The 16,444-nt window shown below is 56.1% G+C and carries 17 protein-coding genes; 11 read left to right on the forward strand and 6 right to left on the reverse strand.

Going from position 1 to position 16,444, the window contains the following annotated elements; translation table 11 throughout:
• The first annotated feature begins 3 nt into the window (after positions 1-3).
• Complete coding sequence (locus tag SHM7688_RS18250; RefSeq protein WP_058241380.1) at positions 4-3,402, forward strand: efflux RND transporter permease subunit; 3,399 nt, start codon at positions 4-6, stop codon at positions 3,400-3,402.
• On the opposite strand, the gene SHM7688_RS18255 is transcribed toward SHM7688_RS18250, so the two are convergent.
• The gene (locus SHM7688_RS18255) at positions 3,394-4,212 is read right to left on the reverse strand and encodes a protein-disulfide reductase DsbD domain-containing protein (protein WP_223229215.1); all 819 of its coding nucleotides are present in this window, start codon (positions 4,210-4,212) and stop codon (positions 3,394-3,396) included. The two genes, SHM7688_RS18250 and SHM7688_RS18255, sit on opposite strands and share 9 nt — an antisense overlap.
• Positions 4,213-4,392: 180 nt before the next feature.
• Here SHM7688_RS18255 and SHM7688_RS18260 point away from each other — a divergent pair, with 180 nt between their 5' ends.
• Positions 4,393-4,947, forward strand: coding sequence for a YqgE/AlgH family protein (locus SHM7688_RS18260; protein WP_058241564.1), 555 nt, complete (start codon positions 4,393-4,395; stop codon positions 4,945-4,947).
• A gap of 56 nt (positions 4,948-5,003) precedes the next feature.
• On the opposite strand, the gene SHM7688_RS18265 is transcribed toward SHM7688_RS18260, so the two are convergent.
• On the reverse strand, positions 5,004-5,951 hold the full coding sequence (locus SHM7688_RS18265; RefSeq protein ID WP_058241382.1) for an L-threonylcarbamoyladenylate synthase: 948 nt from the start codon (positions 5,949-5,951) through the stop codon (positions 5,004-5,006).
• Positions 5,952-6,068: 117 nt separating this feature from the next.
• Between SHM7688_RS18265 and SHM7688_RS18270 the strand changes: the two genes are divergently transcribed.
• From SHM7688_RS18270 to SHM7688_RS18290, 5 genes are all read left to right on the forward strand, one after another.
• The gene (locus tag SHM7688_RS18270) at positions 6,069-7,790 is read left to right on the forward strand and encodes an acyl-CoA dehydrogenase family protein (protein ID WP_058241383.1); all 1,722 of its coding nucleotides are present in this window, start codon (positions 6,069-6,071) and stop codon (positions 7,788-7,790) included.
• On the forward strand, positions 7,790-8,833 hold the full coding sequence (locus tag SHM7688_RS18275) for an MBL fold metallo-hydrolase (protein ID WP_058241384.1): 1,044 nt from the start codon (positions 7,790-7,792) through the stop codon (positions 8,831-8,833). The genes SHM7688_RS18270 and SHM7688_RS18275 overlap by 1 nt, the downstream gene beginning before the upstream one ends.
• Before the next feature lie 14 nt (positions 8,834-8,847).
• Entirely contained in the window at positions 8,848-9,297 is a 450-nt protein-coding gene (locus tag SHM7688_RS18280; protein ID WP_058241385.1) for a DUF6173 family protein, read from the forward strand.
• 121 nt (positions 9,298-9,418) lie between these two features.
• The gene (locus SHM7688_RS18285; protein WP_058241386.1) at positions 9,419-9,553 is read left to right on the forward strand and encodes an aa3-type cytochrome c oxidase subunit IV; all 135 of its coding nucleotides are present in this window, start codon (positions 9,419-9,421) and stop codon (positions 9,551-9,553) included.
• Positions 9,554-9,592: 39 nt separating this feature from the next.
• Positions 9,593-10,228, forward strand: coding sequence for a hypothetical protein (locus tag SHM7688_RS18290; RefSeq protein WP_083499109.1), 636 nt, complete (start codon positions 9,593-9,595; stop codon positions 10,226-10,228).
• Between the two features lie 79 nt (positions 10,229-10,307).
• Here the strand turns inward: SHM7688_RS18290 and SHM7688_RS18295 are convergent, their stop codons facing one another.
• Both SHM7688_RS18295 and SHM7688_RS18300 read right to left on the reverse strand, forming a co-directional pair.
• On the reverse strand, positions 10,308-10,634 hold the full coding sequence (locus SHM7688_RS18295) for an AzlD domain-containing protein (protein ID WP_058241387.1): 327 nt from the start codon (positions 10,632-10,634) through the stop codon (positions 10,308-10,310).
• Entirely contained in the window at positions 10,631-11,347 is a 717-nt protein-coding gene (locus SHM7688_RS18300) for an AzlC family ABC transporter permease (RefSeq protein ID WP_058241388.1), read from the reverse strand. The genes SHM7688_RS18295 and SHM7688_RS18300 overlap by 4 nt, the downstream gene beginning before the upstream one ends.
• 162 nt (positions 11,348-11,509) lie before the next feature.
• Here SHM7688_RS18300 and SHM7688_RS18305 point away from each other — a divergent pair, with 162 nt between their 5' ends.
• From SHM7688_RS18305 to SHM7688_RS18320, 4 genes are read left to right on the forward strand one after another with little or no spacing between them, the layout of a single operon-like run.
• On the forward strand, positions 11,510-12,397 hold the full coding sequence (locus SHM7688_RS18305; protein WP_058241389.1) for a formate dehydrogenase accessory sulfurtransferase FdhD: 888 nt from the start codon (positions 11,510-11,512) through the stop codon (positions 12,395-12,397).
• On the forward strand, positions 12,394-13,017 hold the full coding sequence (gene mobA, locus SHM7688_RS18310) for a molybdenum cofactor guanylyltransferase MobA (protein WP_058241390.1): 624 nt from the start codon (positions 12,394-12,396) through the stop codon (positions 13,015-13,017). The genes SHM7688_RS18305 and mobA overlap by 4 nt, the downstream gene beginning before the upstream one ends.
• Entirely contained in the window at positions 13,014-13,508 is a 495-nt protein-coding gene (gene mobB / locus SHM7688_RS18315) for a molybdopterin-guanine dinucleotide biosynthesis protein B (protein WP_058241391.1), read from the forward strand. Before mobA ends, mobB begins: the two co-directional genes overlap by 4 nt.
• 18 nt (positions 13,509-13,526) lie before the next feature.
• The gene (locus SHM7688_RS18320) at positions 13,527-14,798 is read left to right on the forward strand and encodes a molybdopterin-binding protein (protein ID WP_058241392.1); all 1,272 of its coding nucleotides are present in this window, start codon (positions 13,527-13,529) and stop codon (positions 14,796-14,798) included.
• A 59-nt stretch (positions 14,799-14,857) separates the two neighbouring features.
• Here SHM7688_RS18320 and SHM7688_RS18325 read toward each other — a convergent pair whose 3' ends face one another.
• Positions 14,858-15,880, reverse strand: coding sequence for a hypothetical protein (locus tag SHM7688_RS18325; protein ID WP_058241566.1), 1,023 nt, complete (start codon positions 15,878-15,880; stop codon positions 14,858-14,860).
• 25 nt (positions 15,881-15,905) lie between these two features.
• Positions 15,906-16,376, reverse strand: a complete 471-nt coding sequence (gene greA / locus SHM7688_RS18330; protein ID WP_058241567.1) for a transcription elongation factor GreA — start codon at positions 16,374-16,376, stop codon at positions 15,906-15,908.
• Positions 16,377-16,444: the final 68 nt, after the last annotated feature.

Consider the following 16,444-nt stretch of genomic DNA (forward strand, 5'->3'; position numbering starts at 1 on the left):
CCCATGCGGGAGATTGGAGCACGCGCCACGGGAATTCTCAGCTATTTCACCCGGCACAGCACTGCGGCCAATCTTCTTCTGGTGATTTTGCTGATTGCGGGCATTGCCGCGATGCCGCGCATGCGCGCGCAGTTTTTTCCCGATGTTGTAGTCGACAATGTGCGAGTCAACGTGCAGTGGGAAGGCGCCGGAGCCGAAGATGTGGATGCGGCGATTGTGCAGGTTCTTGAGCCTGCTTTGCTGGCGGTTGAGGGTGTTGAGAGCACGTCTTCACGGTCTACCGAAGGCAATGCTCAACTTACCATGGAGTTTGAGCCCGGTTGGGATATGGCCCGCGCGACTGACGATGTTCAGGTGGCGGTGGATGCTGTCACAACCCTTCCGCAAGAGGCCGATGACCCTGTTGTGCGCCGTGGCGCATGGCGCGATCGCGTGACGGATGTGGTGCTGACTGGACCTGTGAATGTGGATCAGCTGGCGCGCTATGCAGATGAATTTGTAGCACGTCTGTATGCGGAAGGGGTCACGCGGACCACCATTCGCGGACTGGCAAAGCGGCAAATTATCATCGAAGCCTCATCCGTTGATTTGATATCACATGATGTCTCTATTGCGGAGATCGCGGATGTGGTGTCCCAGGAGGTCAATGCAGATCCCGCCGGCGACGTCACTGGGGCATTTGCAAGGGTGCGCACCGGTGTGGAAAAGCGGGCACCTGACGAAATTGCGGCCATTGTTTTGCGCTCAAATCCCGGTGGCACAAAGCTGACTGTGGAGGATGTCGCCAACATTCGGCTTGAAGGCGTTGATCGTAATCGATCTTATTTTGTCGGTGAAGATCCAGCCATTTCTATCCGTGTGGATCGATCCAACAGTGGGGACGCCATTGAGATCCAAAGGCAGGTGGAAGCGGTGGTCGCAGAGATGCAGGCCACCCTGCCACAAGGGGTGCGACTGGAGTTGATCCGTACGCGTGCAGAAGCGATTACGGGGCGGCTTAACCTTTTGGTGGACAATGGCCTGATGGGGCTTGCGCTTGTGCTTGTGCTGCTTTTTTTGTTTCTCAACGCGCGCACGGCTTTTTGGGTCGCGACCGGCATTCCAACGGCTATGTTCGCGGCCATTGCATTGATGTATGCGGCGGGCCTTACGATCAACATGATCTCGCTTTTCGGGCTGATTATTACGCTGGGGATTGTTGTTGATGATGCCATTGTGGTTGGTGAGCATGCAGACGCCCGCGCGCGACGGCTCTCCGAGACGCCTTATGTGGCTGCCGAGAATGCCGCGCAGCGGATGGCAATGCCGGTGTTTTCCTCGACGCTGACCACAGTCATTGCATTCTTGGGGCTGACGGCAATCGGTGGCCGCTTTGGGGATTTGATCGCAGACATCCCCTTCACGGTGGTCGTCGTTTTGATTGCCTCTTTGGTGGAGTGTTTCCTGATCTTGCCTCACCACATGGCCCATGCCATCAAACATTCCGCCAAAGAGCATTGGTACGACCTGCCCAGCAAATATGTGAACCGCGGCTTTCGCTGGGTACGTGAGACTTTGTTTCGTCCTTTCATGCGTTTTGTCATCCTTGCCCGCTACCCTGTGTTGGCGCTGGCGGTGGTTGCTCTAGCATCTCAGGCGGCCTTGTTTATCAATGGGGATGTGAAATGGCGTTTCTTTAATGCGCCTGAGCGTGGCTCCGTGACGGCCAATTTTGCCATGTTACCAAGTGCCACGCGAGAAGACAGCCTCGCGATGATGCGTGAAATGCAGCGTGCGACGGAGGAGCTGGGGCAAGAATATGAAGGGCGCTATGGCACCAATCCCCTCGACTATGTGATTGCAGAGATCGGTGGCAACTCAGGTCGTGCCCTTCCTGGAGCAGAGTCTCTTGATCCTGACTTGTTGGGGGGCATCGCCATTGAGCTGATCGATGCGGATCTTCGGCCCTATTCCAGTTTTGCCTTCGTGGGAGAGCTACAAGATCGCGTCGCGCGCCATCCGCTGGTGGAAACCGTCAGCTTCCGTGGCTGGCGCTCTGGTCCCGGTGGGGATGCGCTGGACGTGGAGTTCTACGGCGCAGATAGCGAAACGCTGAAGGCCGCCAGTGAGGCTTTGAAAACAGCACTTGAGGAGTTTGCGGAAGTTTCAGCAGTGGAGGACAATCTCAGCTATGACAAAGAAGAGTTGATTTTGGAACTTACGCCGCAAGGTCGCGCTTTGGGCTTTTCGATTGATGCGCTGGGCCGTGAGTTGCGCCATCGCCTGAACGGGCTTGAAGCGGCCACCTTCCCAGACGGGCCTCGCAGTGCAGAAATCCGGGTGGAGTTGCCAGAAGGTGAGCTGACAGCTGATTTTCTGGAAGGCAGTTTGATGCGAACACCTCAGGGCACATATGTGCCTCTGGCGGATGTGGTGACCGTCGAGAGCCGCACAGGATTCAGCACGGTGCGACGTGAAAATGGCATACGCCTGATCAATGTAACAGGGGACATTTCCGAAGACGATCCTGCGCGGGCGGAGGCGATTCTGGAACAATTGCGTAATGAAATATTGCCTGAGATTGCGAGCGCCAAACAAGTTGAGTGGCGTCTCTCGGGACTTTCCGAGCAGGAGGATGATTTCCTCAAAGACGCGCGCACGGGTTTGATCCTATGTCTGACTGGGATCTACCTTGTGCTGGCTTGGGTGTTTTCAAGCTGGACACGGCCTGTGGTGGTGATGGCGGTGATCCCCTTTGGCCTCGTGGGGACGATTTATGGGCACTACATGCATGCCGTGCCGCTCAGCATGTTTACTGTTGTGGGGTTGTTGGGGATGACGGGGATCATCATCAATGACAGCATTGTTTTGGTCACGACGATTGATGACTACGCTAAAGAGCGTGGCATTATTCCGTCAATTGTTGACGGAGCGGCAGATCGTTTGCGCCCGGTGTTCTTGACCACTGCCACCACTGTGCTTGGCCTTGCGCCCTTGTTGTTTGAGCGCAGCGCGCAGGCTCAGTTCCTCAAGCCTACTGTGATTACTTTGGTCTATGGTCTTGGTTTCGGCATGGTGCTTGTGTTGATTGTGGTGCCCGCTCTGATGGCGATTCAGCGAGATGTGGCGCGTCAGGTTCAAGCCTTTGGGCGTGGGCGGCGTGCCAAACGGCTCAGAGCTCCAATCTGGTTTGCGGGAAGTGCCATGACTCTTTGGGCGGGGGCGACCGTTGGTTGGTTGGTCGTTCAGGGAAACACCATGCCTGCGCTCTCTGCATTCCTTCCGGCGTCAGCACGCGAAAGTGCACCGCTTGTGAGTCTCGCCTTGTTTGTTTTAGGGGCGATGATCATTGCCTGCGTGGCGTACGGTGTGAGTGCTGTAATACTAAGGCGGAAGGCGCGCAGGAGCGCGATTTCAACCTGATGAGCATCCTTTGATATCGACAGCATCCCCAGAACTGAGCACCGTGAAGCGCAGATCATTGCGGTTCACCATGAAGGAACTTTCGGAAACATGTAGCATTTCGGTTTCCGTCACCAAGGTGTTGCCAGATCTTTGTGTCGTGCCCTCTGCAATCCAAATTTCTGGATTGGAGGTTTCAATGATGGTCACCTCATCCGCCCCGGCGCGTGGCATGGCAATATGTGCCTTAAGTTTGACGCCTTGGTCGGTGGGCGACAGGGTGCAGGTCACCGATTTGACACCAGCCTCGTCTGCTGAGAGCGGTTGATCGACCAATGCTGCAGCAATACGCGCATCACGCGTGCCTTCGTTTGGCAGCTCCGCTTTGACTTTCAGGCGTTGAGGAACGCAGATGTCGCGACATACACCGATATCAAGCTGTGCTTTCAGACGTATCGGCGCGTCTGCCGATTTTGGGGTGATCTCGATCGGTAAGACCAATTCCTCGGAATAGCCAATGGAACGCAATCCATTTTCCCAGAACACGTCGGGAGTGGGCCAGGCGACTGTGGCGTTGGCCAAGTTTCGGGACCCTTGCCATGATATTTGCGGAGGAATGCCCGCATCGCCGGGCGCGCGCCAATAGGTTTTCCAGTTCGGATTGAGTGTAATGCGCACAGCAGCTGTATGGGTGCCATCGGCATTGCGCCATCCTGGAAGCACCTCCGCCTGAACCACCTGATCAAAGGACTGTGCTGACGCAGTAGAGAGCGTTAGCGCGCAGGTCGCTGCGGAAAGTGCGGTGGTGAGCAAAGTGGAGCGTATGGTCATAGGCATGACATGAGGGATTTGGCGCTAAAATCCAACTCACAAATGGGCGAGAACTGCGCGATCAATTGAAACAGATTGCTTACCTCTTGCGCATAGGCTGTGTGCAGCACATGTTGGTGTGATGCAACAGCGTACGCGCGAGGAGGCCGCTTGGATAGCACCGAAGATAGCAGCCAAACTTTGGATTTAACAGGACAATTACTGGTCGCTATGCCCGGTATGTCGGACCCGAGATTTGCCCATTCCGTGGTGTTTCTCTGTGCCCATTCCGAGGAAGGGGCCATGGGACTGATCGTCAATAAAGCCATCGACGGGGTGAACCTTGCAGATCTTTTTGAACAGCTGTCCATTACGCCGAAGCATCGTGAGATCCGTTCCAAGCTCTATTTTGGTGGTCCCGTTGAAACGGGGCGTGGGTTTGTTCTGCACTCTCCTGAATATCAGTCTGGATTGAGCAACCTGCGCGTTGAAGACGATTTTGCCCTGACCACGACGCAGGATATCCTCGATGACATGGCGCAGGACCAAGGGCCGACAAAGTCGTTGACCTTACTGGGCTACAGCGGTTGGGGGCCTGGTCAATTGGAGCGGGAACTCGGCGAAAATGGTTGGTTGGTGGCACAAGCGACGCCGCAACTGATTTTTGAAACTGATACGGCGGACAAATGGGCCGAAGCCCTAAAGAGCATCGGTGTTGATCCTCTGACGCTTAGTGCGGCGGCAGGGCGGGCCTGAACGCCGTTAAAATCCGGCGCTTTTAACGCGGGAACGGATTGGCATTGCAAACTGCTTTACATGTCTCTCGGTGCCGCTGCGCGTTTGAGGCGGTCGTTGATTGCGCGCCCTAGGCCTGTATTCGGAATAGGGGACACGGCGATGGGACTGTCGCCTGCGGCGTCCAGCGCGTGCAGGTGCCCAAACAGGTTGGCTGCGGCTTCTATGAGATCGCCCGAGGCGCTGAGGTTCAGTGCTGCGTTTTTCACATCCCCAAAGCCCAGAAGGCGCTCCTCATTCCGTATCTCTGTAGCATTCAGACGAACCGCAGCGCCGGGTGCATAGTGAGATAACATTTGTCCCGGTGCTGTTAGTGGATCAGCTTCCTGACGCGTTTCAAGTCCTTGCCCCAGAGCTTGTTCCAGCGCTTCTTGGGGGAGGCCGCCGGGGCGCAGCAGGGTGGGCTTGCCAAAGGCCCCTAAGATGGTGCTTTCGACGCCAACATCGCAGGATCTGCCATCCAGCACGGCTTCAATACGCCCAGAAAGGCCATTGATAACATGTGCGGCCTGTGTCGGGCTAATCTTCCCGGAAGGATTGGCGGATGGGGCAGCCACGGGGCCATCGAAGGCTCTGAGCAGAGCCCGTGCCACGGGATTTGCGGGCACGCGGATTGCCAATGTGGGCAAATTGGCCGTGACGAGAGGGGAGAGGCCGGAATCAGAGCGCAGTGGCAGAACCAAAGTGAGTGGTCCGGGCCAGAAGGTGCTGCTCAGCCGCTCTGCAAGATCATTCCAAACGACGTAGCGTTTTGTCGCAGAGACATCGGCAACATGGACGATGAGTGGGTTGAATGTGGGGCGATTTTTCGCCTCAAAAATACGTGCAACTGCTTTATCCTGACGCGCGTCTGCGCCAAGCCCATATACGGTTTCGGTGGGAAAAGACACCAATCCGCCTGCCTGAAGAATGTTTGCCGCCTGCGTGTAACCCCTTTGATCCGGGGAGAGGATTTCAGTATGCACGGGCTCGGCTCCTGTGACGCTGCGTTCTTCTATGATAGGGTGCTTGTGACCCTTACCGTAAGGCCAAATGCTGCATACAAGCGCCAGCACTCAATGCCAAGCCTGCCGGAGAAACAGATGCCCTTTCGCGCCCCAGTAACCGATTTCCAATTTCTCTTCGATCACGTCGTCGATTTTGCTCAGATCATCGAAACTGAACGTTTCGCGGAGACGGACAATGACACCCGCGATGCCATTCTGCTGGAAGCTGGGAAAATGGTTGAAGAAGTCATGGCACCGCTTCAGCGCGTTGGCGACCTGCAGGGCGCTGTGCTTGAGAATGGTGTCGTGCGCACGACACCGGGTTTCAGTGACGCCTACCAACAGATCGCGGAAGGTGGCTGGATTTCCATGAGCGCGCTGCCTGAAAATGGCGGCATGGGCTTACCCCATTCTGTGACGACCGCTGTAAATGAGATGATGGGTTCAGGCTGTCTGTCCCTGCAGCTCAATCCGCTGATGACACAGGGACAGATTGAAGCGCTGGAGCATCACGCCTCTGATGAGGTCAAGGAGATGTTCCTTTCCAAACTGGTCACTGGTGAGTGGTCCGGCACCATGAACCTGACAGAGCCCGCGGCCGGATCGGATGTGGGCGCGCTGCGCACCAAAGCGGAGCGCAATGACGATGGCACGTATTCCGTGACCGGTCAGAAGATTTACATCACCTGGGGCGACAATGATTTTACATCAAATGTGTCGCATCTGGTCCTTGCGCGCCTTCCTGATGGTGGCAACGGCACCAAGGGCATCAGCCTGTTCATCGTGCCGAAATTCCTGCCGGATGAGAATGGCGATTACGTGGTGCCAAACACGCTTAAAGTGGTCAGCCTCGAACACAAGCTTGGCATCCATGGCTCGCCAACAGCTGTGATGCAATATGACGGTGCTAAGGGTTGGCTTGTGGGCAAAGAGCACGACGGCATGAAAGCCATGTTCACAATGATGAACAATGCCCGTCTTGGCGTTGGTGGTCAGGGTGTTGGCGTTGCCGAGGCAGCCTATCAACACGCGCTCGCCTATGCCATGGACCGCGTTCAGGGGCGGAGCCCGATCCAAGGCGGCACTGGTTCGATTATGGATCATGCGGATGTGCGCCGCATGCTGACCGGCATGAAGGCCGATATTTTTGCTGCGCGCGCCATTGAGATGGCCTGTGCTGTGGCGCTGGATATGGGCACGGCGACAAATGCCAAAGACTGGCACGCCCGCGCCGCCTTCCTGACGCCAATTGCCAAGGCCTTTGGCACGGATACCGGAATCAAGGTGGCCGAAGACGGTGTGCAGGTGCATGGCGGCATGGGCTTCATTGAAGAAACCGGTGCGGCGCAATTCTCCCGCGATGTGCGCATCACTGCTATCTATGAAGGCACCAACGGGATCCAGTCTATGGACCTTGTCGCGCGTAAGCTGATGGACGGTGGTGACGCGGCCTATGCGATCCTTGATGAGATCGAAGACTGCGCGGAGAAAGTGCGCGAAAGCATGGCAGATTTGGCCGAGCCGCTTTGGCAGGCGACAGAAACGCTGCGCGAAGCCACGGAATGGATGGTCGCGCAGGGCGATCTCAATGACCGCTTTGCTGGTGCGGTGCCGTTCTTGCGCGGTTTTGCACGCGTGCTTGGCGGGTATTATCACTTGCGTGCGGCGATTGCAGAAGGTGGAGAAGGCCCACGCAGCAAGCTTGCCAAATTTTACATCAAGCGCTTGCTGCCTGAACATGCGGGGCTTCTGGCGCATGCCATGGAAGGCGCAGGCGACCTCTACGCCTTGAGCCCGGAAGAATTGGGCGCCGCTTAATGAAAGACGGCACTGCAGGCATTCGATATCCTTGGCAGACACCCCCAGCAGAGGGGGAGGCGATTGAGGTCGCTGATGGTGTGCTGTGGATGCGCCTGCCGCTGCCGATGAAACTGGACCATGTCAACATCTATGCACTGGATGACGGTGACAGTTGGACGGTGATTGACACAGGTTTTGATAGCCGCAAGTCACGAGTGATCTGGCAGAAGCTTTTGGATGGCCCGCTTGCTGGCAAGCCGGTTGGGCGGGTCGTCGTCACGCATCATCATCCCGATCATGTAGGGCTTGCGGGGTGGTTCCAAACGGAACACGGCGCAAGCCTCTGGACCACGCGTACGGCTTGGCTTTTTGCCCGCATGCTGCAACTGGATGAGCAGGCGGTGCCGCGCCAGGAAACGCTGGATTTTTACCGTTCTTGCGGGATGGATGAGGCGATTTTCAAACAGCGGGCCAGTGAGCGACCTTTCAACTTCGCGGATATGGTGGCGCCAATGCCGCTGGGATTCAAGCGCATCAAGCAAGGCGATGTGGTGCGCATTGGCAGACGTGACTGGGATGTGCATATCGGCAACGGCCATGCCCCAGAGCACGCGACATTCTGGAGCCGGGATGATCATCTTGTGCTTTCAGGTGATCAGATTTTGCCATCGATCAGTTCAAACATTGGCGTCTATGCCACAGAGCCCGAAGCGGATCCGTTGGCTGATTGGCTTGAAGCCTGTGAGCGGCTGTCACAATACGCACGGGATGATCAATTGATCTTGGGCGGACATAAGCTTCCTTTTACAGGTGCGCCGTTGCGCATGCGTCAGTTGATCGACAACCATCATGGCGCCCTTGAACGGCTCAAGGCTTTTCTGGATCAGCCCAAGACTGCAGGGGAGTGTTTCCCGCCGTTGTTCAAGCGGACGATTGACGAAGGTGCCTATGGGCTCGCTTTGGTGGAAGCTCTTGCACATCTCAATCATCTCTACCAAGTTGGCGAGGTAAGCCGCACGATGCGCGAGGATGGCGCGTTTCTGTGGCAGCGAATAACCTGAACTGGCGCGACCTTATGACCAATGACATCAAAACAACCGCTGAGGCCATAGAGGCCGCGGCGCTGCCCCACCGTGAAGAAATCCATGCGGACCCGGACGTGAAGGCGGTGGATGTGCCAGAGCAAATGGCACAACAACCCGTTACTCAGAAGAGTGATGCGCAGTGGGCCTATGAACGTCTGATTCTCTATATCCAGAACTTTGAAAAGCAGCTCGACAGTGAGCATGAGGTTGCGATGGGCTTTACTGGAGGGGATGCAGGTGTCTTGCGGATTGAGGGCATGGGGTATTTTGATCCGGATATCGTAACGTTTTATGGCTCCGATACCAGCGGCATCAAAACGCAACTGGTTCAGCATGTGAGCCAGCTCAACGTCATGTTCCGGGCGTTGCCAAAACAGGGTGATGCCGAAGTTGAGCCAAACCGGATCGGCTTTCGCCTCGCTGAAGCGCTGAAGAAGTAATCATGTATTGAGACGCAAGGTGTTTTCTATTTCAGCAGCGGCTTTGGGTCGCGATTGAGACAGGGTGACAGGCTCTGATGAATCAGCTATCAGGCAAAAAGCAAACAGGAAGGAAGTACCCATGGCGGAGCATAAGCACGGTTCGATGAATATCGAAGCTCAGGAAAAAGCCTTTGCAGGTTTCATCAAAGCCTCCAGCTACGTTGCAGGCGCAGCGATTGCCGTTTTGATTTTCCTCGCGCTTTTCAACAGCTAAGCGCTTGAGGGCGGGGGCTTCCCGCAAGGTGTATCTGTGATGAAGAACCTGATACGGGGCAGTTTCGTTTTGGCGATGTCCCTTTCTGTTGCGGCCTGTTCGGTCCGCAACCCGGTTGAAACCAATGCACCAGACAGCGAAGTGGCAGCGGCCCGTTATGTGCATGACGGGCCTAAGCGGCTTACGCTCTATACTATGATTTCCAATGAGACGGGCGCAGGTGCGCATACGTCGCTCATGATCAACGCCAGCGAACGTGTGGCTTATGATCCGGCGGGTTCCTTCCGGACGGAGGGCATCACCGCGAAGAATGACGTGGTATACGGCATGACCCCCTATCTTGTGGACCAATACACGCGCTTTCACGCACGTGAGACCTATCATGTGGTGGTTCAGTCGATTGATGTGAGCCCTCAGGTGGCCGAGATTGCCCTGCGTGAGGCACAAAGCCTTGGCCCGGTGCTTGAGGCGCAATGTGCCCTGACGACATCACAGTTGATGTCGCATCTGCCTGGTTTTGAAGATGCGCCGCGCTCTTATTCACCAAAAAAACTGAGCGCTTATTTTGCCGACAAAGGTGCGAGTTATGATCGTCTGTTTGAGTATGACGATGATGACAAGTCCAAAGTTTTGGCGGCTTTTGTGCCAGAGTATGAGCGCGCTGCGCAGAACTAAGGCCGAGACTTGTGCTCTAAGTGAATTTTTGACGATCCCAACTGTTCTTGTGGGGGGCTTGCCGTTATGCTGGCCAGAGCTATGCCAGCAGATACAACATTAAAAACAAGGTTCCTGCACCTGCAAAAATTGCCGCTAAAACGTTTTTAGTGAGATAGCCCACAACCAAAGTCACGGCAGCGGCAGACATGCGCGCGGGGTCTGGCTGACCTCCTGTGGCGGCAGGCCAGATCACGAGAGGGGCTACAAGGCCGGGCAGAACAGCCACGGCGGTATAGCGGAGGTGGCGTAAAATCCATTCCGGCATTTGACGGTCGCCAATCACGCCGAGGAAAATATAGCGCAGTCCGAAGCTGCCAATCCCCAGGCTGACGATGATCAGCCATATGGTTGCGGTCTCACTCATTGGGCTGCCCTCGCCATTTCAACGCGACGCTCGACTTCCGCGCCAGTCACCATACCTGCGATTGCAGCCACGATCAGACCAAGATTCCACGGCAGGAACGCAAAGATCAGAGCCATCGAAACTGAAACCGCTGCGGCCAATACGTGCGCCTGCGTGCGCAACATGGGGCCAATCATTGCCAGAAATGTGATGGGCACAGCGAAATCCAGCGCAAGGGCAGGAGGAATCGCTTGGCCTACCATGGCGCCCGCCACGGTCGCTGCGTACCAAAGGGGGACAACGGGTGTGATGGCGCCCATGAAGTAAGAGAACTTCTGCGCCAAACTCATCTCTGGGCGCTTTTCATATTCTAGAATTGAGAGCGCATAACTCTGATCTACGAGGCAATAGGCGACAAATGCGCGTCGCATGAAAGGCAGTGCCCCAAGGTGAGGTGTGAGCGAAGCGGAGTACATTGCCATGCGCAGATTAACCGTCAGGGCGGAGATTATGATGACCAGAGTGGGCACATTTTCAGCCATTAGCTGCAACGCGGTAAACTGTGCCGCCCCTGCAATCACCACCACCGAAAAGGATAGAACCTGAAGCAGCGGCAATCCCGCTTCGGTGGCGACAACGCCAAACAGTAGCGCGAAGGGGACCACAACCAAGACAAACGGCAGTCCGCCCCGGACGCCGCGCAGATATTCTGTTCTGTCGTAGTAAGATGCCATGAAATCTCAAAGCCTCGCATGCAACGCGACAGACCTATCCAAACCAGTGAGGTGATGCAATCCAGTCAGCGTAGTTTCGCAGTGGTCAATCATTTCAAACCCGACTAGTTTCGCTTTTGACATAGGCATCAGGCGCATGCCTGAGACTGGGGAGGAAGCGCTATGACACAATCGTCTGATATTGCGGACTACATCATTGCGCCCAATCCGGGAGCATCGCGATTGACGCGCTCTGTTGTGGGCTCCGACCAGCGCGGACAAGAGGTGGAGATTTCCGTCGTCGAAGAGCGGCCTTTGACCATCTATCTCAATAGCCGTGAAATCGTGACAGCGATGACAATCGGGGATTACCCGGCCTACCTCGCTCTTGGGTTTCTGCTCAATCAAGGCATGTTGAAGGCCGACGATGTTGTGACGCGCGTTGACTATGACGAAGAACTGGAAGTGGTTGTCGTGCGCACAGAGACAGAGACCAACCACGAAGAAAAGCTGAAGAAAAAAACGCGCACATCAGGCTGCGCCGTGGGCACTGTATTTGGCGATATGATGGAAGGTCTGGATGGCGTGACCTTGCCGGAGACACAGGTGCGCACCAGCGATCTTTATGCGCTGGCGCATAAAATCAATCGTACACCATCACTCTACTTAGAGGCGGGTGCCATTCATGGAACGGTTTTGTGTCAAGGAGACCGGCCCTTGGTCTACATGGAAGATGTTGGGCGGCATAACGCAGTTGATAAAATTGCGGGATGGATGTTTCAGGAAGCTGTCAGCCCTGCTGACAAGGTTATGTACACAACCGGGCGACTGACGTCAGAGATGGTGATCAAATGCGCGCTGATGGGCATTCCCGTGCTTGCGTCGCGCTCAGGATTTACGGCCTGGGGCGTGGAGATTGCCCGGCAAGTCGGCTTAACGCTGATTGGGCGTATGCGCGGTCAGCGCTTTGTGTGTTTGAACGGCGAAGAGCGTCTTTTGCGAGACGCTGATCCGTCACTGGTGCCCGAAGAGGATCGCAAGCATGGGCGCAAAGGAGAAGCGAAGCTTTGAAACAGCCATTGGGAGTAATATTGGCAGGTGGACTGGCCACGCGCATGGGCGGAGGGGACAAAGGCCGTCTGGAGTTGTCTGGTCAATCTATCCTGGATCATGTGCTGGCGCGTCTTCAGCCGCAGGTGGCGACTGTTGCTTTGAATGCGAATGGCGATCCAGCAAGGTTTGCAGATCTTGGTCTGCCTGTGATTGCGGATAGTGTGGAGGGATATGCTGGTCCGCTGGCAGGGGTGCTGGCTGGGTTGGACTGGGCCGCTACACAGGGAGCAGACACGATTGTAACTGCGGCAGCTGATACACCCTTTTTCCCATGTGATCTTGTACCGCAATTGCTTTTGGCGGCCGAAGATCGGCGCTATCCGCTGGCATTGTCCGCAAGCCAAGGAGCGGATGGGAAGGTATGGCGCCAGCCGACTTTTGGTCTTTGGCCTGTTGCGTTGCGGCATGATTTGCGGGCTGCACTGGATGACGGTTTGCGGAAGGTTGTGCTGTGGACCGACAAGCATGAGGCGGGGCAAGCTGTATTCCCCGTTTCGGATATTGATCCGTTTTTCAATGTGAACACCCCGGAGGAGTTGCAGACAGCCCGCCGGTTGGCAGGAGAACAGACGCGATGAAACAGGTCTATGGTGTCGTTGGTTGGAAAAACTCGGGCAAAACGGGACTGATGGAGCGTTTGGTGACAGAGATCACAGGGCGAGGATATTCGGTTTCCACGATAAAACATGCACACCACAGTTTTGACGTGGACCAGCCCGGAAAAGACAGTCACCGACACCGTGTGGCGGGGGCGCAGGAGGTGCTCTTGGCGAGTGGTGCCCGTTGGGCTTTGATGCATGAGCTGCGCGCGCAGGATGAACCGTCCCTCTCATTTTTGCTTGAAAAATTGGAACCCGTGGATCTCATTCTTGTGGAAGGGTACAAGCGGGACACGCACCGGAAAGTAGAGGCGCATCGGCAAGAGACAGGCAATCCTCTGATTGCGCCGCATGATGATACAATCCGCGCGATTGCTTCTGATGTTAAAGTGCAGAGTGATCGCCCTGTCTTGCATTTGGATGACACCAAAGCGATTGCGGATTTTATTCTGTCGGATTTGGGCCTGTGAGCCGATTGGGAGCCCCCTATGAGTGAGCCAGCCAAGCTTGTCCCGCCTCCCTTGAAAAATGACTGCTTTGCGCTTCCTGCTGACACGCATTGGACGCCCGTTGATGAGGCGCATGCTTTGTTGAAAGAGCGTTTGTCGGTGTGTGTCGGGGCCGAACCTGTGCCGCTTGCAAAGGCGTTGGGTCGTGTTTTGGCCCAAGATTTGAGTGCCGCGCGGGCGCATCCGCCACAGCCGAATTCCGCAGTGGATGGTTATGGACTTGCACATGCCGCTGTGACGGAAGGGCCGCAAAGCTTCCCGCTTGTAAGTGGGCGATCTGCGGCTGGGGCGCCTTTTGAGGGTCATGTGCCAGCAGGGCAGGCCATACGGATATTGACCGGCGCGACTGTGCCTGCTGGCGTCGATACGGTGATCTTGCAAGAAGATGTGGCCACTGACGGAAAAAGCATCGCGTTTCACGGCCCACTTAAACGTGGCGCGAACACACGTAAAGCTGGTGAAGATGTGCAGCAGGGGGATGTGATCTTAAGTAAGGGGCGAAAACTGACACCTGCGGATCTTGCGCTGGCGGCGGCAACTGGCGTGTCGGAGGTGCAGGTCTTTAAGCCTTTGCGGGTTGGGGTAATTTCGACTGGGGACGAGCTGGCCGAGGCAGGTGCCGTTGCGCGTGTGGATCAAATATACGACGCAAATCGTCCGATGCTTTTGGGATTGATCGCACAGTTTGGATATGAACCGCTGGATTTGGGACGTGCACCAGACGACCGCGCAACGCTGAAGGCGTTTCTAGATGAGGCTGCAGCGCGCGCCGATGTGATTTTGACCTCTGGCGGGGCCTCTGCGGGTGACGAGGATCACATGTCTGCCTTGTTGCAGGAGACAGGATCCATGACGCTGTGGCGTCTGGCGATCAAACCTGGGCGGCCTTTGGCGCTTGGTGTCTGGAAGGGCGCTCCGGTTTTTGGCTTGCCGGGCAATCCCGTGGCTGCATTAGTGTGTTCTCTGATCTTTGCACAGCCTGCGATGCGGGTTTTGGCCGGGCGTGACTGGAAGCTGCCTCAGTCTTTTAAAGTGCCTGCTGCATTTTCCAAATCCAAGAAAGCTGGTCGGCGTGAGTTTTTGCGTGCGCGCATAGGGGAGCGGGGCGTGGAGGTCTTTGGCTCGGAAGGCTCAGGGCGCATCAGTGGGTTGAGCTGGGCTGAGGGTTTGGTCGCCCTTCCAGATGAGGCTCTTGAGATCTCAGAGGGTGATCTGGTGAAGTATTACCCCTACAGTGCTTTTTCGGTGTAGGCCCAAAGAAAAAGGCGCCAGAGGGGCGCCTTTTATTTCCACGATGCTCTGCTTGCTTGTCAGTCGAAAATCCCTGCAACACGGCCCAACAGCATGAATGCGCGCGCCGTGCGTGTCTCTGAGAGGGCCGCGATGTCGGCATCTGAGGCCGTTTCTTCAAACTCCACAAAACTGCGATCAAACCGGCGCATGAAGTGATGGGCCGCATCTCTAAAAATCGGATCCTGCTTCATCCGCCCCGCTGCGAGGGCCAGTGAACTGCGGTCACGCACACCGCCGAGGGAGGCAATGGCTTTACCACGCTCGCCAGCGGCGAAGCGGCGCCAGATCTCAGGACGAGCAAGATCTGGGCGAAGGTCATCCATATAGATGCCGTCCTGACTGAGCAGGGTAAGCACATCTTGGCTGGCTTGAATCAAATGTGCGGCTTGACGGTCGCGCAGCGCTTTGCGCAAAGCTGCGAAACCTGCACTGTCATCGGCATCTTCAGGGAAGTTAAGAGCCTGAATGAAATCAGCGCGGGACAACGGCGGAGACAGCTCTTCTGCTGGCGTGCCCAGAGCAAGGGTGCCTTGATCAGCTGCGTCCTCGACTTCTGGCTCCGTTTCCTGAGGCTTGCGGATGCCATCGTCGCGATCACGACTGGTGGTGAATGTGGCCAGTGCGGTTTCCGTTTTTCGAGTGGCTGCCGCGATTTCATCCAGCTTTTTTGCCACCGAAGGTTCCATGTTCTGCGGGCTTTGTTCGCCGCGTGCTTGGCTCACGTATGTGCGGCGCATGGCGTCGATGGCAGCCTGAAGACGGGCGCTTTCTTCGCGCATCACGCGTGAGGAGCGCGCGGCCGTGGCGGCGACCCAGATCATAGCCACAGGCATGAATATGGCCAAAAGTGTCATCAGAAACTGAAGACTGTCGGCCTGTCGTAATGGGTTGCTGGGGAGAATCAGGAAAAAAACCACAGCGCCAAGCAGCCATGCAAAGCTGAGACCCACGGCAATCAATTCAATGCCGGTGATCTTGGGGCTTTCGGGTTTGTCGTAGATTCCCAGCGGGGTATGCTGGGAATCCGTGTCATCTTTCATGCGAGAGCGCATTTATACCACTTGGTCACTTGTAAGAAATACTGAGAACTTCGTAGCTTTTTTCGCCGCCCGGCGTGCGTACTTCTACGCTGTCGCCTTCCTCCTTGCCGATCAGAGCGCGTGCGATAGGCGACTTGATATTCAGAAGGCCTTTTTCGACATTTGCTTCATGCTCGCCAACGATTTGCCAGGTTTTTTCTTCATCAGTGTCTTCATCCACCAATGTGACGGTCGCGCCAAATTTGATGGCACCTGACAATGTGGTGGGATCAATGACTTCGGCCAGGCCGATGACACCTTCGAGTTCTTTGATGCGGCCTTCGATGAAGCCCTGTTTTTCGCGCGCAGAGTGATATTCGGCGTTTTCTTTCAGGTCGCCCAACTCGCGCGCAGAGGCAATGGCCTCAATGATCGCGGGGCGTTCCACCACTTTCAGTTGCTTCAATTCCGCTTCGAGCGCCGAATGGCCGGCGCGGGTCATTGGTATTTTTTCCATGGGTGCGGTCCCGTTGGTCATTGGCCATCTCAGGCATGAGGTGGCGTGTCAATTTCACATGTTGCAGT

Origin of the sequence: Shimia marina (genome assembly GCF_001458175.1) — a bacterium.
Classification (GTDB): domain Bacteria; phylum Pseudomonadota; class Alphaproteobacteria; order Rhodobacterales; family Rhodobacteraceae; genus Shimia; species Shimia marina.